The organism is Streptomyces sp. NPDC028722 (assembly GCF_040637655.1).
In the GTDB taxonomy this organism is placed as follows: domain Bacteria; phylum Actinomycetota; class Actinomycetes; order Streptomycetales; family Streptomycetaceae; genus Streptomyces.
Genome location: NZ_JBEZWU010000003.1, coordinates 83,220 through 104,229 on the forward strand (window position 1 = coordinate 83,220; position 21,010 = coordinate 104,229).

A 21,010-nucleotide genomic window follows, 5' to 3' on the forward strand; every position below is an offset into this window, starting at 1 on the left:
CAGCCTGCTCAGCAGATGGCTACCGTTCGGTAATAAAAGAGAGCTACGCCACCGACCACGCGATGCCGTCGAGGATGTCGTGTTCGCTCACCACGACCTCCTCGGCGCCCGTCCGCTCCATGATCGCGAGCAGGACGAGGGCGCCCGCGCCGATGACGTCGACCCGGCCCGGGTGCATCGAGGGGATCGCGGCGCGCTCGGCGTGCGTGGCGTGCAGCAGCCACTCGGTGATCTCGCGGACGCGGTCGCGGGAGACGCGGGAGTGGTGGATGCGCGCGGAGTCGTACGCGGGCAGCTCCTGGGCGATCGCGGACACCGTGGTGACCGATCCGGCGAGGCCCACCAGGGTGCGCGCCTCGCGCAGCGGGACCGTCTGCTCCGCGAGGTCCAGGGCGGCCTCGATGTCGGCCCTCATGGCGGCGATCTGCCGCTCGGTGGGCGGGTCGGCGACCTGGCCGTCGTGCACCAGGTGCCGCTCGGTCATCCGCACGCAGCCGACGTCCACGGACCGCGCCGCGCGGACGCGGTCGTCGCCGACGACGAACTCGGTGGAGCCGCCGCCGATGTCCACCACCAGGTAGGGCCGGGCCAGGTCGTCGCGGCCCCGCAGTTCCCGCGTCGCTCCCGTGAAGGAGAACTCGGCCTCCTGGTCACCGGTGATGACCTCCGGCTCGACCCCGAGGATGTCCACGACCCCCCGGACGAAGTCCGCCCGGTTCTCGGCGTCCCGGGAGGCGGAGGTGGCGACGAAGCGGACGCGCTCGGCGCCGTGCTCCTTGATGACGTCCGCGTACTCACGGCAGGCGGCGAAGGTGCGCTCCAGCGCCTCGGGGGCGAGCCGGCCGGTGCGGTCGACCCCCTGGCCGAGCCGCACGATCGTCATACGGCGGTCCAGTTCGGCCAGTTCGGCCGCCGCGCCCGCGCCGACGGCGCCGTCGGCGGCCCCGGTGGCGTCGGCGACCAGCAGGCGGATGGAGTTGGTGCCGCAGTCGATGGCGGCGACGCGGGTCACTTCGCGTCCTCCTCGGTGTCGTCGAGTGTCACGCAGGCGCCCTTGCGCCACCACTCCGGCAGCATCGCCAGGGCCTCGTCGCCGAGCGGGTTCACACCCGGGCCGGCGGCCAGGGAGTGGGCGACGAGCACGTGCAGGCACTTGACCCGGTCCGGCATGCCACCCGCGCTCGGGAAGCCCTGGAGGACCTCGATCTCGTCGCGGCGCCGGATGTAGTCCTCGTGCGCGGCCCGGTAGGCGGCGGCCAGCTCGGGATCGCGCTGGAGCCGCTCGGTCATCTCCTTCATGACGCCGTTCGCCTCCAGCGTGCCGATGACGGAGGACGCCTTCGGGCACGTCAGGTAGTACAGCGTCGGGAAGGGAGTGCCGTCGGGCAGGCGCGGTGCCGTCTCCACGACGTCCGGCTGACCGCAGGGGCAGCGGTGCGCGATGGCCCTCAGGCCCCGCGGCGGGCGGCCCAGCTGCTGCTTGAAGGCCTCGACGTCCGCGTCGGTGGGCTCGGTGCGCGGAGTGGGCGGCGGAGGGGTTTCCATGACTGCTTTCAGGGTGGCTTTCTCGTCGTTGTGCCGGCTCTGACGCCGGCTCACTGGTCGGAGGCGTCGGACTTGTCGACACCGTCCCAGACGTTCGCGTACCAGGGCCGGTGGGCGGCCCGGAGGTCGGCGCGGGACTGCTTGGCCGCGCCCGGGTCGATGACGACGAACCCGGTCTCGCCGGGCATCACATAATGCAGCCGGCGGCGGATCTGCTGCTCGGCGTAGGCGTCGTCCTGCCAGCGGGCCTTGAGGTCGCGCAGCTGTTCCACGCGCTCGCGGGCCTGCCGCTGCCGCCGCTGGACGTCGGCGATCTCCGCGCGCTGGGAGACGTACTGCCGCATCGGATAGGCGAGGGCGACGACCAGCGAGCACAGCACGAGCGCGAGCAGCGCCGCGCGTCCGGTGAGCCGGGAGCGGCGGGCCTGGCGTTTCGTCTGGGAGCGGTAGACCCGGGCCGCCGTCTGCTCGCCGAGCAGCCGCAGCCTCGTCGCGGTGGAGAACCGGTCACGGTCCTTCACGGCCATTGTTTCCCGCCTCCCGTCACACGCGCGTACGTCCCCGGACACGGTACGGGACCGGGTACGGGGACGTACGTACGACTGGCTAGGACATAGCCCGGGCAGGCTCAGCCCCTGCTGTGCCTACTGGTCCGCGGAGCGCTGTGCCTACTGGTCCGCGGAGCGCTGTGCCTACTGGTCCGCGGAGCGGAACCGGGGGAAGGCCGAGCGGCCCGCGTACACCGCGGCGTCGTCGAGGATCTCCTCGATGCGCAGCAGCTGGTTGTACTTGGCGACGCGCTCGGAGCGGGCCGGGGCGCCGGTCTTGATCTGGCCGCAGTTGGTGGCGACGGCCAGGTCGGCGATGGTGACGTCCTCGGTCTCGCCGGAGCGGTGGGACATCATGCACTTGTAGCCGCTGCGCTGGGCCAGCTCGACGGCGTCGAGGGTCTCGGTCAGCGAGCCGATCTGGTTCACCTTGACCAGCAGGGCGTTGGCGGCGCCGTCCTCGATGCCCCGGGCGAGGCGCTCGGGGTTGGTGACGAACAGGTCGTCACCGACGAGCTGGACCTTGTCACCGAGCTGGTCGGTGATGGTCTTCCAGCCCTCCCAGTCGTCCTCGAACAGCGGGTCCTCGATGGAGACCAGCGGGTACGCCTCGACCAGCTCGGCGTAGTACTCGGTCATCTCCTGGGCGGAGCGGGACTTGCCCTCGAAGGCGTACGAGCCGTCCTTGTAGAACTCGGAGGCGGCGACGTCGAGGGCCAGGGCGATCTGCTCGCCGGGGGTGTAGCCGGCCTCCTTGATCGCCTCGAGGATGAGGTCGAGGGCCTCGCGGTTGGAGCCGAGGTTCGGGGCGAAGCCGCCCTCGTCGCCGAGACCGGTGGACAGGCCCTTGCTCTTCAGGACCTTCTTCAGCGTGTGGTAGACCTCGGTGCCCCAGCGCAGGGCCTCGGAGAAGGACTCCGCGCCGATCGGGGCGATCATGAACTCCTGGATGTCCACGTTGGAGTCGGCGTGCGAGCCGCCGTTCAGGATGTTCATCATCGGCACCGGCAGCAGGTGCGCGTTCGGGCCGCCCAGGTAGCGGAAGAGCGGCAGGTCGCTGGCCTCGGAGGCGGCGTGGGCGACGGCGAGCGAGACGCCGAGGATGGCGTTGGCGCCGAGGGAGCCCTTGTTGTCGGTGGCGTCCAGGTCGAACATGGCCTGGTCGATCAGGCGCTGCTCGGTGGCGTCGTAGCCCACCAGCTCCGGGCCGATCTGCTCGATCACGGCGAGGACGGCCTTCTCGACGCCCTTGCCCTGGTAGCGGTTCGGGTCACCGTCGCGCAGCTCGATGGCCTCGAAGGCGCCGGTCGAGGCGCCGGACGGAACGGCGGCACGACCCGTGCTGCCGTCGTCGAGGCCGACCTCGACCTCGACCGTGGGGTTGCCTCGGGAGTCCAGGATTTCCCGGGCTACGACGACGTCGATGGACGGCACGAGCATCTCCTTCTTGGATGTGACGCTGGAAGTGCGGGGCTGGGTGCCTTACGGCTGTGCCTTGCGACTAGAGCCTAACCGTCCCGGGGGCGTCGGCCACCGACCGACCGTCCCGTGGACAAGGCGACCGTACCTTTTGTTTGTTGCCGAAACAAAGGGGATCGGCGAAAAGGGGCCGGGACGGAGGGGAAAGGGCGGCGGGCAGAAAAAAGCCCCGCCGCGGTGCGTACGGGGGAACACGCACCGGGGCGGGGAGCCCGTGGGGACGGGGACCCCCTCACGGGGCCCTCGGTATGCGGGCCGGGTGTGAGGGGGCTGTGGCTCCGTGCGGAGCCGGGGGTCACTTCAGGTGCAGCTGCTGACCCGGGTAGATGAGGTTGGCGTCCTGGACGATGTCCTTGTTCAGCTCGAACAGCTTCGCCCAGCCGCCCTGCACGTGGTGCGCGGTGGCGATGGAGCTGAGGGTGTCGCCGGTGACGACCTTGTACTCGCCGTCGCCCTTCTTGACCGTCTTGCCGGTCGGGGTGGTGACGGTCTTGCTCTTGTTCTGGCTCTGGCTCGGCGCCTGGCTCGGGGCCTGGCTCGCGGACGCGGCCGGGCGCTCGGCGGAGCGGGAGGCGGTCTGCTGGTCGGTGGAGCGGGTGGTGGTACCGGCCGAGTCCGGGGTGGTGCTCGGGGCGGAGCCGCTGGAGGACGCGCCCGACAGGCCCGTGCCGCAGACCGGCCAGGCGCCCTTGCCCTGCGCGGCCAGGACCTTCTCGGCGACGGCGATCTGCTGCGCCTTGCCGGCCCGGTCGGCGGTGGCGGCGTACTGCGTGCCGCCGTACGCGGCCCAGGTGGAGGCGGAGAACTGAAGACCGCCGTAGTAGCCGTTACCGGTGTTGATGGCCCAGTTGCCGCCGGACTCGCACTGGGCGACGGCGTCCCACTCGGAGGTGGTGGCGGCGGAGGCGGTGCCGGTCGCCATCAGCGGGGCGGCGACGGCGGCGCCGGTGACACCGGCGAGCGTGATGGCACGAACGGCCTTGGACGGACGACGGTGCTTGCCCTTGGCGGAAAACAGCATGAATCTATCCCCTCACCGACGCCTGCGAGGTGAGCTGTCGGGTTCGGGCCGGTTGAGTTGCCCGGCCGCACCTCTCGCTGTCACGCGAGGTGCGGCTTCACCCCCAGCCGGTGCCAGCCTCTTCGACTGCTGGTCCCGGCACTTACCTTGGGTCCCCCGCTCCTGCCTGCGGCGCTTGACGCGACGACTGTTCCCGGGCAACCGCTGGCAGGATTCGGCGTTGCGACTGCCGGGGCTCGTGGTGACGAGCGATCTCGACCGTAGACACGTGATCGACGGAATTTCAAAGACGATCAGGGCTTCTGAGACTCATCCCACACTTTCGCCAAAACGGACATCAAGCGCCAAATGAGGCGTCAACTCTCGCTATTTCGCGTCCGTTTCGTACCCGACTTCGAGGGTCTGACCGGCACTGATGTGGTTCGGGTCGGTGCCTATGGCCTTCTTGTTGCCGGCGTAGAGCGCCCGCCAGCCGCCGTCGACGTCAAGGGAGTCGGCGATGGAGGCGAGGGTGTCACCCTCGTGGACGGTGTAGGCGTCCGACTCCCGGGAGGCGTGGCGGCCGGACAGTGCGGGACTTTGACCGTTTGTCACGGTTTCGTCCGCACTCGTGCCGCGGTGGCGCCCGCCGGCGTCCAGGCTGCCGGTGTCGACCAGACTCCAAGAACCGGCGGCCTGTTGGGGATTGTCCGGATTGCCGGTGTCGGGGGTGGCCGTGGCCGAGCTGTCGGCACCCTGCGGGGTTCCGGCGTCCGACGGAGTGGACTTGTCGGACTCGGGAGTTTTGGTCCCGGTGGCCTTGCCGGTGCCCTTGTCCGGTTTCGCGGTCGGCGTGGTGGCCGGGGCCGAGGAGGAACCGGAACCGGAACCGGAGCCGGTGTGCGAGCCGGCACCGGTGGAGGACGGCGAATCCGGCGAGCCGGACGTGCCGGACGTGTCGGAAGTACCGGAACTGCCGGACGTACCGGCCGATCCCGGCGAGCCGGTCGAGTCCGAGGTGCCGGTCGAACCTCCGGATCCGCCGGTGTCACCGGAACCGCCGGTGCCGCCGGTGCCGCCGACGCCGGTGTCGACGTCCACGGAGCCCGAGTTCGAGGTCAGCCCGGACAGCAGGGCGCAGGTGGCCCACGGAGTGGTGCCCTTGGCGGCGAGGATCTTCTCGGCGACGGCGATCTGCTGGGAGCGGCTGGCCTGGTCGGCGCTGGCCGCGTACTGGCTGCCGCCGTACTTGGCCCAGTCGTCCTGCGAGATCTGGAGGCCGCCGAAGTACCCGTTGCCGTTGTCCGCGCTCCAGGAGCCGCCGCTCTCGCATTCGGCCACCTTGTCCCAGGTGGTGCCGTCGGCCGCGTGGGCGCTCGCGGCGCCGAGGAGCGGAATGGCGATGGCGGAACCGGTCACGCCGGCCGCGACGAGGAGGGCCGGAGCCTGACGGGGGCGACGGTGTCGGCCGTTCCCGGAGAGCATGCAGGAGCCTTTCGAGCGACAGCAGGACCGGCGGCGAACGGTGCCCGCCGCGTTGAGGGGTGAACGTATCGGCAGACGATCACTTGTCACAAGTTAATGCCGCACAGATCACGTGAAGATCACAAAGTTGAACGTCTGTCATTTCCGTGGCGCGGTGGGCCTCACGCGGTGGGTGTGAACTCCACCGGCAGGGTGCGCAGACCGCGCATGATGAGCCCGCCGCGCCAGCGCAGCTCGGCTGGGTCCGCGGCGAGACGCAGGTCGGGCAGGCGGGTGAGCAGGGTGGCGAGCGCGGTCTGGCCCTCCAGCCGGGCGAGCGGGGCGCCGAGGCAGTAGTGGATGCCGTGGCCGTAGCCGAGGTGCTGGTTGTCGCGGCGGGCGAGGTCGAGCACGTCCGGGCCGGTGAACCGCTCCGGGTCCCGGTCCGCCGCGGCCAGGACGACGAGCACCGGATCGCCCGGCGCGATGTCCTGCCCGCCGATGGTGAGCGGCTCGGTGGCGAACCGCCAGGTGGCCAGCTCCACCGGCCCGTCGTAGCGCAGCAGTTCCTCCACGCCGGTCTCCAGCAGGTCCCGTTCCCCGCGCGCCAGGGACTCCTGGAGCCGCAGGCGCTGCCCGGGGTGGGTGAGCAGGGCGTAGGTGCCGTTGCCGATGAGGTTGACCGTCGTCTCGAAGCCGGCGAACAGCAGGATGAAGGCCATCGCGGCGGCCTCGTTCTCGGTGAGGTGCTCGCCGTGGTCGGAGGCGCGGATCAGGCCGGAGATCAGGTCCTCGCCGGGCGCCGGTTCGGCGGGCAGGGCCGCGCGCTTGCGGTGGATCAGCTCGGCGAGATAGCCGCGCATCTTCTTCACCGACCTGGCGACCCCGCCCCGGGGCCCGCCACCGTGCCGGATCATCATGCCCGCCCAGTCCCGGAAGTCGTCCTGGTCCTCGGGCGGGACGCCGAGCAGGTCGCAGATGGCGTAGATGGGCAGCGGGAAGGCGAACTCGTGGATGAGGTCGGCGGAGCCCGATGCCGCGAACCGGTCGATGAGGTCGTCGGTCAGCTGCTGCACCCGGGGCGCGAACTCGGCGACGCGGCGCGGGGTGAACGCCTTGCTGACCAGCCTGCGCAGCCGGGTGTGGTCCGGCGGGTCGATGTTCAGCAGATGCGTCATCAGTTCGGCCTTGCGCTCGCCGGGGATGCCGGTCTTGCCCCTGGCGTGCGCGGGCTCGTCGTGATGCGCCGGGTTCTTGCTCAGCCGCTGGTCGGCCAGGGCCTGCCGGGCGTCGGCGTACCGGGTGACCAGCCAGGCCTCGACCCCGCTCGGCAACCGCGTGCGGTGCACGGGGGCGTGCTCGCGCAGCCAGGCGTAGGCGGGGTAGGGGTCGGTGGCGAACTCCCACGTGAAGAGGGCGGGCGGCGGGCCGTCGGGGCGGAGCTGGTCGGTCACTCCCCGACGGTATCCGGCTCGCCCGGGAAGGCGCGGCGGGGTGACGCTGCAAGCGCTTGCAGCGTGCCTTCCCGCTCCCCGGCGGCTGCCCTGCGCCCCACCTTCCCCTACTCCTCCGTCACTCCCCTGCTTCCCCGTCCGTGCCCTGCCGGTGCGGCAGCGGGACCGGTTACCGCGCGGTGTGGACGGCTCCTTCTCCCTGTGCCGCGCCCGCCCCCGAGCGCCTCACTCCGGTCCATCGGGGCTAGGGCGCTGAGCGGACAGGCCCTCAGCGGCCCGTATCGCGTCCCGGTACACCCGCGCCGCCGCCCGCAGCGCCGCCTCGGGGTCGATGCCGGCCGCCTCGGCGCGGACCGCCAGCGCCAGCAGTTCGTACCCGATGCCCTCGCCGCGCGGCAGGGGTACGTCCAGGTCCGCCGTGCGGGTGCGGGAGGCGAGCTTCGCGGCGAGTGCCAGGCCGGGCTGGCCGAGGGGTACGCCGTCCGTGACCGAGGTGCGCCGCTTCTCCTCGGCCTTGGTGCGCAGCCAGTGCTCCTTGACGTCCTCCGGGGTCTCGGCCGTCTCGTCGCCGAAGACGTGCGGGTGCCGGTGGACGAGCTTGGCGACGATGCCGCCGGCGACATCGTCGACGGAGAACGGCGCGTCCGGGTGCTCCTCGGCGATCCGGGAGTGGAAGACGACCTGGAGGAGGACGTCACCCAGTTCTTCGCGCAGCTCCTCGCGGTCACCGGCCTCGATCGCCTCGACCAGTTCGTACGCCTCCTCTATGCCGTACTTCGCCAGGCCCTCGTGGGTCTGCCGGGCCGACCACGGGCACTCCGCACGGATGCGGTCCATGACCTGTACGAGGTCCAGGAGGCGGGCGCCCGGCAGGTCGTAGGAGGCGGGCAGCAGCTCCAGGTCGGGCATGGCGGTCCGGCCCGTGCCGGCCAGCCGGGCCAGGCCGTCGGTGAGGGCCGGCTCGCCCTCGCCGGTGGCCACGACCACCACCGTCCGCCCGCCGGCGCACGCGTCGACCAGCTCCTGAGCGGTGGGCGCCGTCAGCGCCACCGCTATCCCCGCCTCCCGCAGATACGGCAGCTGCGGATGCGCGCCGTCCGCGCACAGCACGGCGTCGGCGGCGCGCAGGGCCTGCCAGGCGGGCCAGGACAGCAGGCCGGGGGCGACGCGGTGGCTGGTGGTGAGCAGGACGGCACGGCCGGGGGTGGCAGCGGTCTCGCGGCTGGTTTCGTTCACGATCCGAACGTAACCCACGGCGGGAGCGAACGGATCGCGTTGTCCACAGGGCCGAGGAGTCCTGCGATCGTGTGACCGGCCGGCCTCTGCCGGGGTCCGCACGCGCGCTGTGGTCGGACCAAGCCGTGACCGGCCGATGCCGTAGCCGGACTGTGCCGTGACCGGCCTGTGCCGTGACCGGCCGGCGCCCTGGCCGGACTATGCCGTGGTCGGTGGCTGTCCGTCCGTCGTCGTGACCTCCCGCACCCACGGGGTCCGGGCGTCCACGCGGCTGCTCTTCTGCACGTCCCAGGAGCCGTAGCGCGGGTTGAGGTCGACGTGCAGTTCCCGGGACGCCGCGGACAGGGCCTTCCAGAACTCCGGCCGGCTGGTGTCGGTGCCCAGCTTCGCGGCGAGCTTCTGCGCCTCCAGCTGGAGGCGCAGGTTGTCGTCGAGGCGTGCCGGGGCGATGCCGTACTTCTGGAGCCAGGCCGTCTCCAGGCCCTTGGCGCCGCCGGTCTGCTGCTCCAGGCCCGCGCGCATCTGCTGGATGTCCTTGCGGCTGACCGTGACGCCCTCGTCCCGGGCGGCGCGGTGCAGCACCCGGTCAAGGATCATGTTGTGCAGGGTGTCGCGGGTCAGGCTGCTCGTGGAGGAGACGATCTGCTGGTACTGGGCGTCGTCCGTCACCGCGGCCCGTTGTGCCTCGCGGACCTCGTCCACCCGGTTCTCCAGCTGGGCGACGGTGATCCGCCCGCCTCCGACGACGGCCGCGGCGCCCGGGTGCGCGTCGTTTCCGCAGGCGGTCAGCAGGGGTGCCGCGGCGGCGATCGCGGCGGTGAGGACGAGCGCGGTGCGACGGCGGCGGTGCAAGGAAACCTCCAGGGGAGATTGCAATGACTTGCGATGATCGATGGTAGGCAGTGGGCAGGCTGCGGCCAACCCATTCGACCAACGATTCACACGCCCTTCGGGCACCGCCGCCCGCCGCGGGGTCTGCCGCCGGGTCAGCCGACGAGGGCCACCGGCGCGTCCCACGCGTCCCGGTCGACGGTCAGCGTGACGCCGCCGTGCGACTCCTTGCTGTTGACCAGGTACTGGTGGGCGCGGCTGTGCTGGGTGAACTGGGTGGAGCCCCACGGCCAGTCCGCGGTCGTCGTGTTCTGCTTGTCCCAGAGCGCGTACCAGAGGTTGCCCGGCAGGTCCGTGCGGTCCTTGGCGGTGGCTATCGCCTTGGCGCTGGAGCTGCTGAAGCCGTAGTAGCCGGCCCGGTAGGTCTTGGCGTGCAGGCCCTTGTCGAAGGCGCGCACATACGTCAGCACGGCGTCGTTGCACGACGTGTTCGTGATGTCGTACGCCTCCATGTCGAGGTAGACCGCGCTGCCCGCCTTCATGCCGAGCGCGGACGCCTTGGCCACGGCGTCGGCGGCGTCCTTCGCGCCGAGCGAGGCGGCGGTGGAGGCGGTCATCTTCTCGGGGTTGGCACCCGACTGGCACGGCGGCTGGGCGCCGACGTAGAGCGGGATGAGCTTCCAGCCGAGGGAGTTGACCGACTTCACCCAGGAGGCGGTGAGGTTGGGCTGGGCGCAGCCGCGGTTCTTCCCGCCCACGTAGACGGCCGCCGCGCCGTAGAAGCCGGTGTGCCAGGCCTTCATGGCGGACAGCGAGGGCGCGCTGCACGTGTCGAACGCACGCCCGGTGAAGGTCTTCTGGGCCGGCCACGTGGTGGCGGCCATGGACGCCTGGGCGGCGATCCCGGCCCCGGTGACGACGGCCGCGCCGGCCACCGCCCACGTGATGTATCTGCGCTTCTTGGACTGCCGGTGGCCGGCCATGAACCCCACCCCTCATCGTGCACGCACGCGCGTGCCTGTCGAAATCGAACCGCAAGGTATCGGGCGGCGGGTCCGCCGCCGGAGAACCGCGCCCCTGGAGTGCTCGCAGCACCCGGGGAACGGCAGAATCTACCCGCGCACCTGCCCCAGCCACTGCAAGGTCCGCCGGACCTCCACGGCCGTGGGGTGGCCGGGGCCGTGCAGCCGCTCCACATCCATCAGCAGCCGCGCGAGCGTGTCGTGGGCGGCCGGCCGGTCACCGAGGGCGAGCAGCAGATGGCCGATGCGCCGGCGCACCTCGTGCGCGAGCCCCGGGTCCCCGGACACGTACTGGTTCTCGTAGTACGGCAGCAGCGCGCGGTACTCGGCGAGCGCCGCCGCCGGTTCGCCCAGCTGTTCCAGGCACTGCGCGGCCTCGTAGCGGTAGCGCAGGGACTGCGGGTCGGCCTGGCCGGCCTCGGCGGCGCGTTCGTCGGCGAGCCGGCGCAGTTCGGGCAGCGCGCGCCGGTACTGGCCGTCGTCCATGAGCGTCGCCGCGTACTGCTTGCGCAGCGTGCGGACGACCGGAGAGTGCTCGCCGTGCTGTTGCGCGGCGGCCGGCAGGATCGCGCCCAGGATGTCGACGGCCTGCGTGATACGGCCCTCTCCCAGCAGCCGTTTGACGTCGTCGACGGCGGCGGCGACGTCGGGCTTCCCTGCCACCGTGGGCGTCGGCGTGACGGGGGCGGGCTGCGGCGCGGGGGTGCGCGCGCGGTCCGGCCAGGGGGCGTGCGGGCGCAGGAAGGGGCGGGTGGGATCCAGGGGCGCCCCGGTGGGCATCCCGCGCGCGGGCAGCAGCGGCGCCAGGTCCTCATACACCTCCTGAGCGGACGCGGGCCGGTGCTGCGGGTCCTTCGCGAGCAGCCGCAGCACCAGGGCTTCCAGCGCCTCGGGGACCTCGGGGCGGATCCGGCGCACCGGCAGCGGCGGCTCGTACAGGTGCCGGTGCAGCACACCGAGCGCCGTGGAGCCGGCGAACGGCACGTCACCGCTGAGCAGTTCGTGCATCAGCACACCCAGCGCGTACAGGTCGGTGTACGGGCCGACCGCACCGCCCATCGCCTGTTCGGGCGCCATGTAGGCGGGCGAACCGATCGGGGAGCCGGTGTGGGTGAGGCGGGTGGTGTCGGTGTCCATGACCGAGGCCACGCCCAGGTCGAGGACGGTGACGGTGCCGTCCTGCTGCACCATCACGTTGCGCGGCTTGAGGTCGCGGTGCACGATCGGCACCGCGTGCACGGCGCTCAGCACGGCGCACAGCTGCGCGGCCACCGCGACCGCCCACTGCCACGGGTACGGGTCGTGCTCGGCGAGGTGGTCGGAGAGGTCGGCGCCGTCGACGTACTGCATGACGAGGAACAGCTCCTCGCCCTCGGTGCCCGCGTCGTGCACCGTCACCAGGCCGGGGTGTGCCACCTGCGCGGTCACCCGGCACTCGCGCAGGAAGCGCCGGCGCAGCTCGTCCGCCTCCTGGCCCGCCACCTTGTCGGGCCGCAGCAGCTTCACCGCCACGCGCCGGTCCAGCCGCTGGTCGTACGCCGTCCAGACCTGGCCCATGCCGCCCTGGCCGATGAGCGTCGACAGCTCGTAACGGCCCGCGACGACACGTCCGGTCGCCACGCTCACCGTCCGCCCTCTTGGCCCTCGTGCCGGCGGAGGTAGTCGCTCAGCTCGTCCAGCTCGGCGCGCACCTGGTCGATCCGGGCGGGCGCCGGACGCTGCGGCGGCGGGGTGGCCAACGGCGGCCGGGGCACGGCGGGGTGCGGCACCGGGGGCGGGGTGTGCGGGGCGGCCGGGTGCGCGGGAGTCACGGGCGTGGCGTGCGTCGGCAGGGTCGGTACGGTCGCCGCGGTGTACGGCGTCGCGACGGCCGGGTAGCCGTACGCCGGGGCCTGCCGCTGCCCCTGGTACGTCCGCTGCTGCCCCTGGTAGGCCTGCTGCCGCAGCAGGAAGTGGCGGATGTCCGCGGCCAGGTAGTACGCCGTCGTGGCCACGAGCGTGCCGAGCAGCAGCAGGATGCCCGTGTAACCGCCGGCCGTGTGGACGTCGTCGCCGGGCTCGGCCGCCAGCAGCGCCATGCTGAGGATGTCGGCCGCCAGCACCGCCACGAACAGCCCCCAGTCCAGCGACCGGCGGGTGACGGCCGCCAGCCGGAGCAGCATCGCCCACGCCAGGAAGCCGATGGTGAGGATTCCGAGCGCCACGAACAGCACACGCAGGAGAACCAGCCACGCGGTGTGCGGCGGCTGCTTCACCGGCTGTCCGTAGCCGTGGCCTTGCATGGCTGCTCCTGATGCCTGAAGTGGGCGTGCACGCCCGGCCGGCGCCCTCCGCGGGGCGGACGGACGCCGGTCGTGCGCATGTCGCGTCGAGCATATGGCCCGGCGGGGACATGCGGTCCGGGTTGTACCGAACCGTTGTCCGACGGCCACCCGCCCCGGATCAGCCGGGCAGGACGGTGCCGTCGGTGAGGCCGTCGTACATCCCCCGCACGAGCTGCTCCCCGAGCCGGCTCGCGTGGCGCAGCGCCCGCTCGAACTCGTCGAGTGCGCGGAACCGCGCGCCGTAGCGCCGCTGTTCCTCCAGCGGGAGCCGGGGCAGCTGCAACCGGCGCACGTCCAGCCTGGTCGCGGTGGAGGCGTAGCTGCTGGCCTGGCGGTTGTTGGCCGTACCGCGCAGGAAGCCGGCGAGGAACCAGGGGTCGAGCGCCGCCCGGTCGGGGCGCAGGAGCACGAGGTTGCGCCCCAGGGCGGCGCCCGCTGTCCCCTCGTCGATCACCCGCGCCACCGAACCCCCGCCCAGCACCGGTACGACGATGTCACCCGTCTCGGTCAGTACGGCCTCCTCCTCGCTCTCCGGGAGCGTGCCCGAGGGGGCCGTCCCCGCGAGGACGTCATGGTCGGTGAGCACGGGCACGCGCGCGTGGCCGCCGTTCCCGCCCGTGCGCAGCACCAGCGCGCCCCCGCGCGCGAGTTCACCGATGGTGGTGACCGGCCGGCGCGCGGCCGGGGCCGGACCGGCCGATGGGGGACCGTCCGGTGCCCGGTCCGCCGGTGCCGGGGTCAGGCCGTCGGTCAGGCGCAGGGTCTCGCCGAGCCGCTCACGCACCTCGGCGAGGTGCGCCGCGCCGCCGGCCACCGCCGGTGGCGGCAGATGACGGGCAGGTGCCAGGTCCACGTCGTCGCCGAGGAGCGCGATCACCGGCACGGAACGGGCGAGGCCCGGCCGCTCCGCCAGCCGGCCGGCGCGCCCGAACACCCGCCAGGCGTCCAGGACGGCCTCCCGCACCGCAACCCAGTCCGGCCCGCCACGCCCCCCGGCGGCGAACCTCCCGGTGTCCACGAGCAGCACCTCCGGCGCCGCCGGCGTACGGTCCGGCCGGCGCAGCACCCACAGGTGCAGCGGGATGTTGTACGGCGGTGCGGCCCCGACCGGCAGCGCGACCACGGCCCTGAGCGCGCCCCGGCGTAGCAGGTCGGCGCGGATCCGGCGCCCGGAGCGGCGGGAGGCGGCGGCCGGCGGCATCACCAGGACGGCGGTGCCGCCGTCGGTCAGCCGGGCCAGCGCGTGCTGGACCCAGGCCAGCTCGGACTCGGTGCGCGCCGGGAAGCCGTACTCCCAGCGCGGGTCGTAGGCGAGTTCGTCGTGGCCCCAGTTCCGCTCGTTGAACGGCGGATGGCACAGGACCGCGTCCGCGCGCAGCTCCGGGTGGGCGTCGGCGCGCAGGCTGTCGCCCACGGCGCCGCGCACGGCGGCCCGGGTGTGCAGCGCGAGCCGCAGCGCGCTGAGCGCGGCGAGGTCGGGGGCGCTGTCCTGGGCGTACAGCTCCTGGCCGGGGCGCGTGTCCACGGCGCGCAGCAGGGCGCCGGTGCCGCAGGCCGGGTCCAGGACGGTACGGGCCGGGCCGGCGAGGTCCGCCATGAGGCCGGCGAGTTCGGCGGGGGTGAGCGTGTACTGGCGGGGGTTGGCGTCCAGGTGCCGCCCCAGCAGGAACTCGAACGCCTGCCGCGCACCCACCTCGGCGGCCAGCTCGGCGGCACCACGCAGGAGGGGGGCGGAGGGGAGGAGCTGGGGGCCGGTGGGGGTGCGGAGGGCAGGGGCGGCGCGGGCGGCCGGGGTGTCCTGAGGGGACGGGGTGGCATGAGGGGGCGGAGTGGCGTGGGGGGACGGAGTGGCCTGAGGGGAGGCGGTCGAGCCGTGAGCGGCTGGGGTGCTGTGAACCGTTGGTGAGGCGGTCGAACCGTGAGCGGCTGGGGTGCTGTGAACCGTTGGTGAGGCGGTCACGGCCGACGATGTCGGCACGGGGTTCACGGGTGGCGGCGCGGGTGAGGTGTTCACAAGCGGCACGGCCGACGAGGTGTCCACAGGCGGCGCGGCCGAGGAGGCGTTCACAAGCGGCGCGGCCGATGAGGTGTTCACAAGCGGCACGGCCGACGAGGTGTCCACAGGCGGCGCGGCCGAGGAGGCGTTCACAAGCGGCGCGGCCGATGAGGTGTTCACAGGCGGGGGCGTTGGTGCGGGGTTCACAGCAGATGGCGTGAGCGCCGTGTTCACACCCTCGGCGTCCGACCGGGCGCCCGCCCCGGCGCTCGCGCCGCCGAAGCGCGGTGTCAGCACCTGCTCCAGCGCGCCCGGCAGCATCGCGGCGAGCCGCGCGTCGGAACCGGCGCTCGCGTCGAGCCAGACGGTGGGGCGTTCGTGGATCAGCAGCAGCGCACAGCCGGCGTGCACGAGGGCCGTCAGCGGGCCCTCGGGGTGGCCGGCGAGCTGCTGCCAGACCCGCTCCCGCAACGGTACTTCGGCCAGTTTCCCCTGGGCGCGCAGCCAGGACTCGACCTCGGCGAGCGCGAAGGACGGGCTGGTCTCACTGCCGCCGACCGGCTTGGGGAAGTCCGGGTGCCGGCGGCGCCAGTTGCTCACGGCGGCCCGGCCCACTCCGGCGAGCCGTGCGATACCGGCTGCGGTCACCTCTGTCGCGTTTTCCAGCACGGCTGCCGCTCCCCTCGTCCCGTGTGTGATCGAGCATACCGACGTACACATGATCCGGAGCTTCACGACGTGTACACAGTGATGCCCGTGGATCGTGTTGACTCGGTTCACAAGCTTTGATCTTATTAGCCCGCGGCCGAGCGGTCACTTCACGGCTCCGCGGCCCCCCGCCACCCCCCTGCTGTGCCCCCCGTTCCACCACCGTTCTGAAGGACTGTCATGCGCCTCTCGTCCCGTGTCGTCACCACGCTCGCGGTTGCGGCACTTCCCCTGGCCCTGTCCGCCTGTTCGTCCGGTTCCTCCTCCGACGCCGCGAGCGCCAAGCCGGCCAAGTCGACGAACCCTAACGCCGGTCTGCTCACCGGTACGCAGCTCAAGGGTGTGCTGGCGCCCGCGTCCGCCTTCCCGGCCGGGTTCACGGCCGAGGCCGACGGCGCCTCGGACAGCGGCAGCCAGTTCGTCCCCGCCTCCGCCGGGAACAAGGCGAAGCCGGACTGCACCCGGCTGGAGGGCACGTCCTGGATACAGGTGTCCGGTTACAAGGGCGGCGCGTCCTTCGCGCAGAACGACTACGTGAACCAGGACAAGACCGAGGAAGTGGCCCAGGAGGTCGACGCGTTCCAGGGCGACACCGCGAAGACCGTGATGAAGAACCTGCGGTCCGTGGCCACCGAGTGCGCCTCCTTCACGGACACCGACGCGCACGCCAGGGTGAAGGTCGCCGGGCAGTCGACGACCGGGCTCGGCGACGAGGCGTACACGATGACGCTGACGAGCGGCGCCTGGGAGAACGGCACCACGCTCATCGCGGCCCGCTCCGGCAACTCCGTGGTCACCGTGCTGTCGACGGCGGGCGGCGACAACGGCGCCGCCATCGCGAAGAAGCTGACGACCCAGGTCCTGGGCTCCCTCAAGGGCAAGACGGGCGCGTGAGTCACGGCGCCGGCGGCCGGGCTCCACTGACGCCCGGCCGCCGGGCCGGTCAGCGGGCGCGGAAGCGTTCCGGTGCGCTGGTGGGGTTGCCGCCGGAGGGAAGCTTCTGGTCCGGACAGGTGGCCAGGACCTTCCGCATCGCGGACTTCTCGGCGGCGGTCACCCACAGGCCGTACTTCTTCTTGACGGCGACCTGCGCGGCGACGTAGGCGCAGCGGTAGGCCTTGTTGGGGGGAAGCCAGGTGGCCGCGTCGCCGTCCCCCTTGCCGCGGTTGGTGCTCGCGTCGACCGCGAGAAGGTTCAGGGGGTCGTTGGCGAGGGCTATGCGCTTGCCGGGGGCCCAGTACTTGGCGCCCTTCTGCCAGGCGTCCGAGAGGGCCACGACATGGTCGATGTCGACCTGGCTGCGGCCGCGCCGGTAGGTGATCTCCTTGCCGGAGTAGGGGTCGGACGCCAGCAGCCCGTACGAGACCTTGCAGCCGCCGCTCGTGAACCTGACCTTCTCCAGGTCGCGTTTGAGTATGTCGTCGCGGGTGTCGCAGGAGTTGGAGTCGGTGTCCGCCCAGGCGGTGCCGAACCGCTCCCGGGAGTAACCGGTCTTCGGCGCGCGCCCCTTGACGGTCAGTGAGCCGGCGGCGGCCATGGCCGCTCCCCCGCCCCCCGCCCCTTGCGGTCCGCCGGACCCGGTCGTCTGCTCCACCTTGCAGCCGGTCACGGCGACCAGCACGGCCACGGCGGTGACCGCCCCGCCCCTCAGACGTGTCACGCTGCGCCCCCTCGCTCACCCTGAACCGCCCCCCGGATGCGGACGGATCGTTCCGCCCCCACGGTAACGCCCCTTCGGCGCCCGTCGGATGGGGCCTGAAGGGGCGATTACCGGACGAGTAAGGCTTTACGGGGAGGGCGGCGCCGGGCCTGGAGAGCCCGGTGGCCCGCCCGCCGCCCGCGGATCAGCTGAGGACCGAGGTGAGGAACTCCCCCACCCAGGCCAGCAGTTCGCGGCCGACCACCGGCTTGCCGCCCACCTTGGCGGTCTTGGGGCGCGGTACCAGCACCTGGTGGGCGGTGGGCTTGATGACCGTGCCGGGGTAGAGCCGCTTGAGCCGCAGCTCCTGCGACTCGCGCAGCTCCACCGGCGCGAAGCGGATGTTGGTGCCCTGGAGGACGATCTCGCCGACGCCGCACGCGCGCCCGAGCATGCGCAGGGCGGCCACCAGCAGCAGGTTCTCCACCGGTTCGGGCAGCTTGCCGTAGCGGTCGGTGAGTTCCTCGCGGACCGCCTTGATGTCCTCCTCGCTGTTGGCGGAGGCGATGGCCCGGTAGGCCTGGAGGCGCAGCCGCTCGCCGGGGGCGTAGTCGTGCGGGACGTGGGCGTCGACGGGCAGCTCGATCTTGACCTCGAGCGGCGGCTCCTCCTCGGTGCCGCCGGTCTCCAGCTGGCGCCGGTAGTCGGCGACGGCCTCGCCGACCATGCGGACGTACAGGTCGAAGCCGACGCCGGCGATGTGCCCGGACTGTTCGCCGCCGAGCAGGTTGCCGGCGCCGCGGATCTCCAGGTCCTTCATCGCGACGTACATGCCGGCACCCATCTCCGTGTGCTGGGCGATCGTCGCGAGCCGCTCGTGGGCGGTCTCCGTCAGCGGCTTCTCCGGCGGGTACAGGAAGTAGGCGTAGCCGCGCTCGCGGCCCCGGCCGACCCGGCCGCGCAGCTGGTGCAGCTGGGACAGGCCGAAGGTGTCGCCGCGTTCCACGATCAGGGTGTTCGCGTTGGAGATGTCGATGCCGGATTCCACGATCGTGGTCGAGACGAGGACGTCGAACCGCTTCTCCCAGAAGTCGACGACGACCTGTTCCAGGGCCGCCTCGGACATCTGGCCGTGGGCGGTGGCGATGCGGGCCTCGGGGACGATCTCCCGCAGCTTCGCCGCCGCACGGTCGATGGACTCGACCCGGTTGTGGATGTAGAAGACCTGGCCCTCGCGCAGCAGTTCGCGGCGGATGGCGGCGCCGATCTGCCGCTCCTCGTACGGTCCGACGAAGGTGAGCACCGGGTGGCGCTCCTCCGGCGGGGTGGTGATCGTGGACATCTCGCGGATGCCGGTGACCGCCATCTCCAGGGTGCGCGGGATGGGCGTGGCCGACATGGTCAGCACGTCGACGTTGGCGCGGAGCTTCTTCAGCTGCTCCTTGTGCTCGACGCCGAAGCGCTGCTCCTCGTCGACGATGACCAGGCCGAGGTCCTTGAACTTGGTCTCGGAGGAGAACAGGCGGTGGGTGCCGATGACGAGGTCCACGGAGCCTTCCTTCAGCCCCTCCAGGACGGCCTTGGCCTCGGTGTCGGTCTGGAAGCGGGAGAGCGCCCGCACGTTGACCGGGAACTGCCCGTACCGCTCGGAGAACGTACCGAAGTGCTGCTGCACCAGCAGGGTCGTGGGCACCAGGACGGCGACCTGCTTGCCGTCCTGTACGGCCTTGAAGGCGGCCCGTACGGCGATCTCGGTCTTGCCGTAGCCGACGTCGCCGCAGACCAGGCGGTCCATGGGGACGGACTTCTCCATGTCCTCCTTGACCTCGGCGATGGTGGTGAGCTGGTCGGGGGTCTCCGCGTAGGGGAAGGCGTCCTCCAGCTCGCGCTGCCAGGGGGTGTCCGTGCCGAAGGCGTGGCCGGGGGCGGCCATACGCGCGCTGTACAGCTTGATCAGGTCGGCCGCGATCTCCTTGACGGCCTTCTTCGCGCGCGCCTTGGTCTTCGTCCAGTCGGCGCCGCCCAGCCGGTGCAGGGTGGGCGCCTCGCCGCCGACGTACTTGGTGATCTGCTCAAGCTGGTCGGTCGGGATGTACAGCCGGTCGCCGGGCTGGCCGCGTTTGGCGGGCGCGTACTCGACGACGAGGTACTCGCGGGTGGCGCCCTGCACGGTGCGCTGCACCATCTCGATGTAGCGGCCGACGCCGTGCTGTTCGTGGACGATGTAGTCGCCCGGTTCCAGGGTGAGCGGGTCGATGGTCTTGCGGCGGCGGGCCGGCATGCGGGCGCCGTCGCGGCTCGCGGTGCGCTGGCCGGACAGGTCGGTCTCGGTGAGCACGGCGAGTTCCAGCACCGGGTCCACGAAGCCGTACTCCAGCGAGCCGCAGGAGACGTGCACGACGGAGGGGCTGAGCGTGCCGAGGTCGGAGTCCAGGCGGGCGGCGATGCCCTCGCCGCCGAGCACCTCGACCGTGCGGGCTGCCGGGCCGTGGCCCTCGGTGATGAACACCGTGCGCCAGCCGTCGGCGAGCCAGCCCTTGGTGTCGGCGAGGGCCCGCGCGGTGTCGCCGCGGTAGGTCTCGGGGGCGTGCATGCCGAGCTTGAGGGTGTCGGCGTCCGGCTCCAGGTCGGCCGCGAACGGGGACACCGACCACCACATCATGTCCAGCTCGCGCGCGCGGTCGCGGACGTCGGCGATGGACCACAGGGAGGCGGCGCCGACGTCGATCGGGGCCTCGCCGCCGCCGGCGGTGGCCGCCCAGGATGCCTGGAGGAACTCCTGGGAGGTGGCCACGAGGTCGGCGGCGCGGGTGCGGACCCGCTCGGGGTCGCAGACGACGGCCATCGAGCCCTTGGGCAGCACGTCGAGGAGCAGTTCCATGTCGTCCACGAGGACCGGCGCGAGGGACTCCATGCCCTCCACCGCGATGCCCTCGGCGATCTTGCCGAGCAGTTCGCCCAGCTCGGGGTGTTCCTCGGCGAGGGCGCGCGCCCGGGTGCGGACCTCGTCGGTGAGGAGCAGCTCGCGGCACGGGGGTGCCCACAGGCCGTGCTCGGCGACTTCGAGGGAGCGCTGGTCGGCGACCTTGAAGTAGCGGATCTCCTCGACGTCGTCGCCCCAGAACTCGATGCGCAGGGGGTGTTCCTCGGTGGGCGGGAACACGTCGAGGATGCCGCCGCGGACGGCGAACTCGCCGCGCTTCTCGACCAGCTCCACGCGCGCGTAGGCGGCGGCAGCGAGGGCTTCGACGATCTCGTTCAGGTCGGCGGTCCGGCCGGTCCTCAGGGCCACCGGTTCCAGGTCGCCCAGGCCCTTGACCTGCGGCTGGAGCACGGAGCGCACGGGTGCGACGACGACGGAGACGGGGCCCGCCCCGGGGTCGTCCGTGCTGGGGTGGGCGAGGCGCCGCAGGACGGCGAGGCGGCGGCCCACGGTGTCGCTGCGGGGGCTGAGCCGCTCGTGCGGGAGGGTCTCCCAGGAGGGGTACTCCACGACACCCTCGGGGGGCAGCAGCGAGCGCAGGGCCGCCGCGAGGTCCTCGGCCTCGCGGCCGGTCGCCGTCACGGCCAGCACCGGGCGGCCGGCCTCGCGGGCCAGGGCGGCTACCGCGAAGGGGCGGGCCGCCGGGGGGCCGACGAGATCGACGTGCGTGCGGTTGCCGTCCGCTGCCGCGCCGATCGCTTCCGCGAGGGCGGGGTCCTTGACGACGGCGTCGAGCAGACCGTGCAGGCTCATGGAGGGGGCTTTCCGTCCGGGTCGTGGG

Annotated in this window: 16 protein-coding genes and 1 riboswitch; of the genes, 1 reads left to right on the plus strand and 15 read right to left on the minus strand. The window is 72.4% G+C overall.

The features are described 5' to 3' along the window. Window positions 1–43: 43 nt before the first annotated feature. From AB0F03_RS05640 to AB0F03_RS05700, 13 genes are all read right to left on the minus strand, one after another. Entirely contained in the window at window positions 44–1,012 is a 969-nt protein-coding gene (locus AB0F03_RS05640) for a Ppx/GppA phosphatase family protein (protein ID WP_361986857.1), read from the minus strand. Beyond that, window positions 1,009–1,545 carry a DUF501 domain-containing protein gene (locus AB0F03_RS05645; RefSeq protein WP_361986859.1) on the minus strand — a complete coding sequence of 179 codons (537 nt, stop codon included), beginning with the start codon at window positions 1,543–1,545 and terminating at the stop codon, window positions 1,009–1,011. The genes AB0F03_RS05640 and AB0F03_RS05645 overlap by 4 nt, the downstream gene beginning before the upstream one ends. A 50-nt stretch (window positions 1,546–1,595) precedes the next feature. Further along, window positions 1,596–2,072, minus strand: coding sequence for a septum formation initiator family protein (locus tag AB0F03_RS05650; RefSeq protein WP_361986861.1), 477 nt, complete (start codon window positions 2,070–2,072; stop codon window positions 1,596–1,598). Between the two features lie 165 nt (window positions 2,073–2,237). Next, the gene (gene eno / locus AB0F03_RS05655; RefSeq protein WP_361986862.1) at window positions 2,238–3,527 is read right to left on the minus strand and encodes a phosphopyruvate hydratase; all 1,290 of its coding nucleotides are present in this window, start codon (window positions 3,525–3,527) and stop codon (window positions 2,238–2,240) included. A 340-nt stretch (window positions 3,528–3,867) separates the two neighbouring features. Next, a complete protein-coding gene (locus tag AB0F03_RS05660) occupies window positions 3,868–4,593 on the minus strand; it encodes a transglycosylase family protein (protein WP_361986864.1) in 726 nt (241 codons plus the stop codon). 4 nt (window positions 4,594–4,597) lie between these two features. Then, window positions 4,598–4,777: riboswitch (cyclic di-AMP (ydaO/yuaA leader) on the minus strand. A 182-nt stretch (window positions 4,778–4,959) separates the two neighbouring features. Next, a complete protein-coding gene (locus AB0F03_RS05665; protein ID WP_361986865.1) occupies window positions 4,960–6,057 on the minus strand; it encodes a transglycosylase family protein in 1,098 nt (365 codons plus the stop codon). A gap of 161 nt (window positions 6,058–6,218) precedes the next feature. Further along, window positions 6,219–7,490 (minus strand): cytochrome P450, encoded by a 1,272-nt coding sequence (locus tag AB0F03_RS05670; protein ID WP_361986867.1) that lies wholly within the window; start codon window positions 7,488–7,490, stop codon window positions 6,219–6,221. A 225-nt stretch (window positions 7,491–7,715) separates the two neighbouring features. Beyond that, entirely contained in the window at window positions 7,716–8,726 is a 1,011-nt protein-coding gene (locus tag AB0F03_RS05675; protein ID WP_361986868.1) for a nucleoside triphosphate pyrophosphohydrolase, read from the minus strand. Window positions 8,727–8,924: 198 nt separating this feature from the next. Beyond that, window positions 8,925–9,578: a SurA N-terminal domain-containing protein gene (locus AB0F03_RS05680; protein WP_361986870.1), complete on the minus strand. Its 654-nt coding sequence runs from the start codon at window positions 9,576–9,578 to the stop codon at window positions 8,925–8,927. A 134-nt stretch (window positions 9,579–9,712) separates the two neighbouring features. Continuing rightward, window positions 9,713–10,540 (minus strand): glycoside hydrolase domain-containing protein, encoded by an 828-nt coding sequence (locus AB0F03_RS05685; protein ID WP_361986872.1) that lies wholly within the window; start codon window positions 10,538–10,540, stop codon window positions 9,713–9,715. A gap of 129 nt (window positions 10,541–10,669) precedes the next feature. Next, window positions 10,670–12,136 (minus strand): protein kinase, encoded by a 1,467-nt coding sequence (locus AB0F03_RS05690; protein WP_361987484.1) that lies wholly within the window; start codon window positions 12,134–12,136, stop codon window positions 10,670–10,672. Window positions 12,137–12,201: 65 nt separating this feature from the next. Further along, on the minus strand, window positions 12,202–12,861 hold the full coding sequence (locus AB0F03_RS05695) for a hypothetical protein (RefSeq protein WP_361986874.1): 660 nt from the start codon (window positions 12,859–12,861) through the stop codon (window positions 12,202–12,204). 160 nt (window positions 12,862–13,021) lie between these two features. Continuing rightward, on the minus strand, window positions 13,022–15,568 hold the full coding sequence (locus AB0F03_RS05700; protein ID WP_361986876.1) for an N-6 DNA methylase: 2,547 nt from the start codon (window positions 15,566–15,568) through the stop codon (window positions 13,022–13,024). 219 nt (window positions 15,569–15,787) lie between these two features. Here AB0F03_RS05700 and AB0F03_RS05705 point away from each other — a divergent pair, with 219 nt between their 5' ends. Next, window positions 15,788–16,501 carry a hypothetical protein gene (locus AB0F03_RS05705; protein WP_361986877.1) on the plus strand — a complete coding sequence of 238 codons (714 nt, stop codon included), beginning with the start codon at window positions 15,788–15,790 and terminating at the stop codon, window positions 16,499–16,501. Window positions 16,502–16,550: 49 nt separating this feature from the next. Here AB0F03_RS05705 and AB0F03_RS05710 read toward each other — a convergent pair whose 3' ends face one another. Next, window positions 16,551–17,267: an HNH endonuclease family protein gene (locus AB0F03_RS05710; protein ID WP_361986879.1), complete on the minus strand. Its 717-nt coding sequence runs from the start codon at window positions 17,265–17,267 to the stop codon at window positions 16,551–16,553. 184 nt (window positions 17,268–17,451) lie between these two features. Beyond that, window positions 17,452–20,982 carry a transcription-repair coupling factor gene (gene mfd, locus AB0F03_RS05715; RefSeq protein WP_361986881.1) on the minus strand — a complete coding sequence of 1,177 codons (3,531 nt, stop codon included), beginning with the start codon at window positions 20,980–20,982 and terminating at the stop codon, window positions 17,452–17,454. Between the last annotated feature and the right edge of the window lie 28 nt (window positions 20,983–21,010).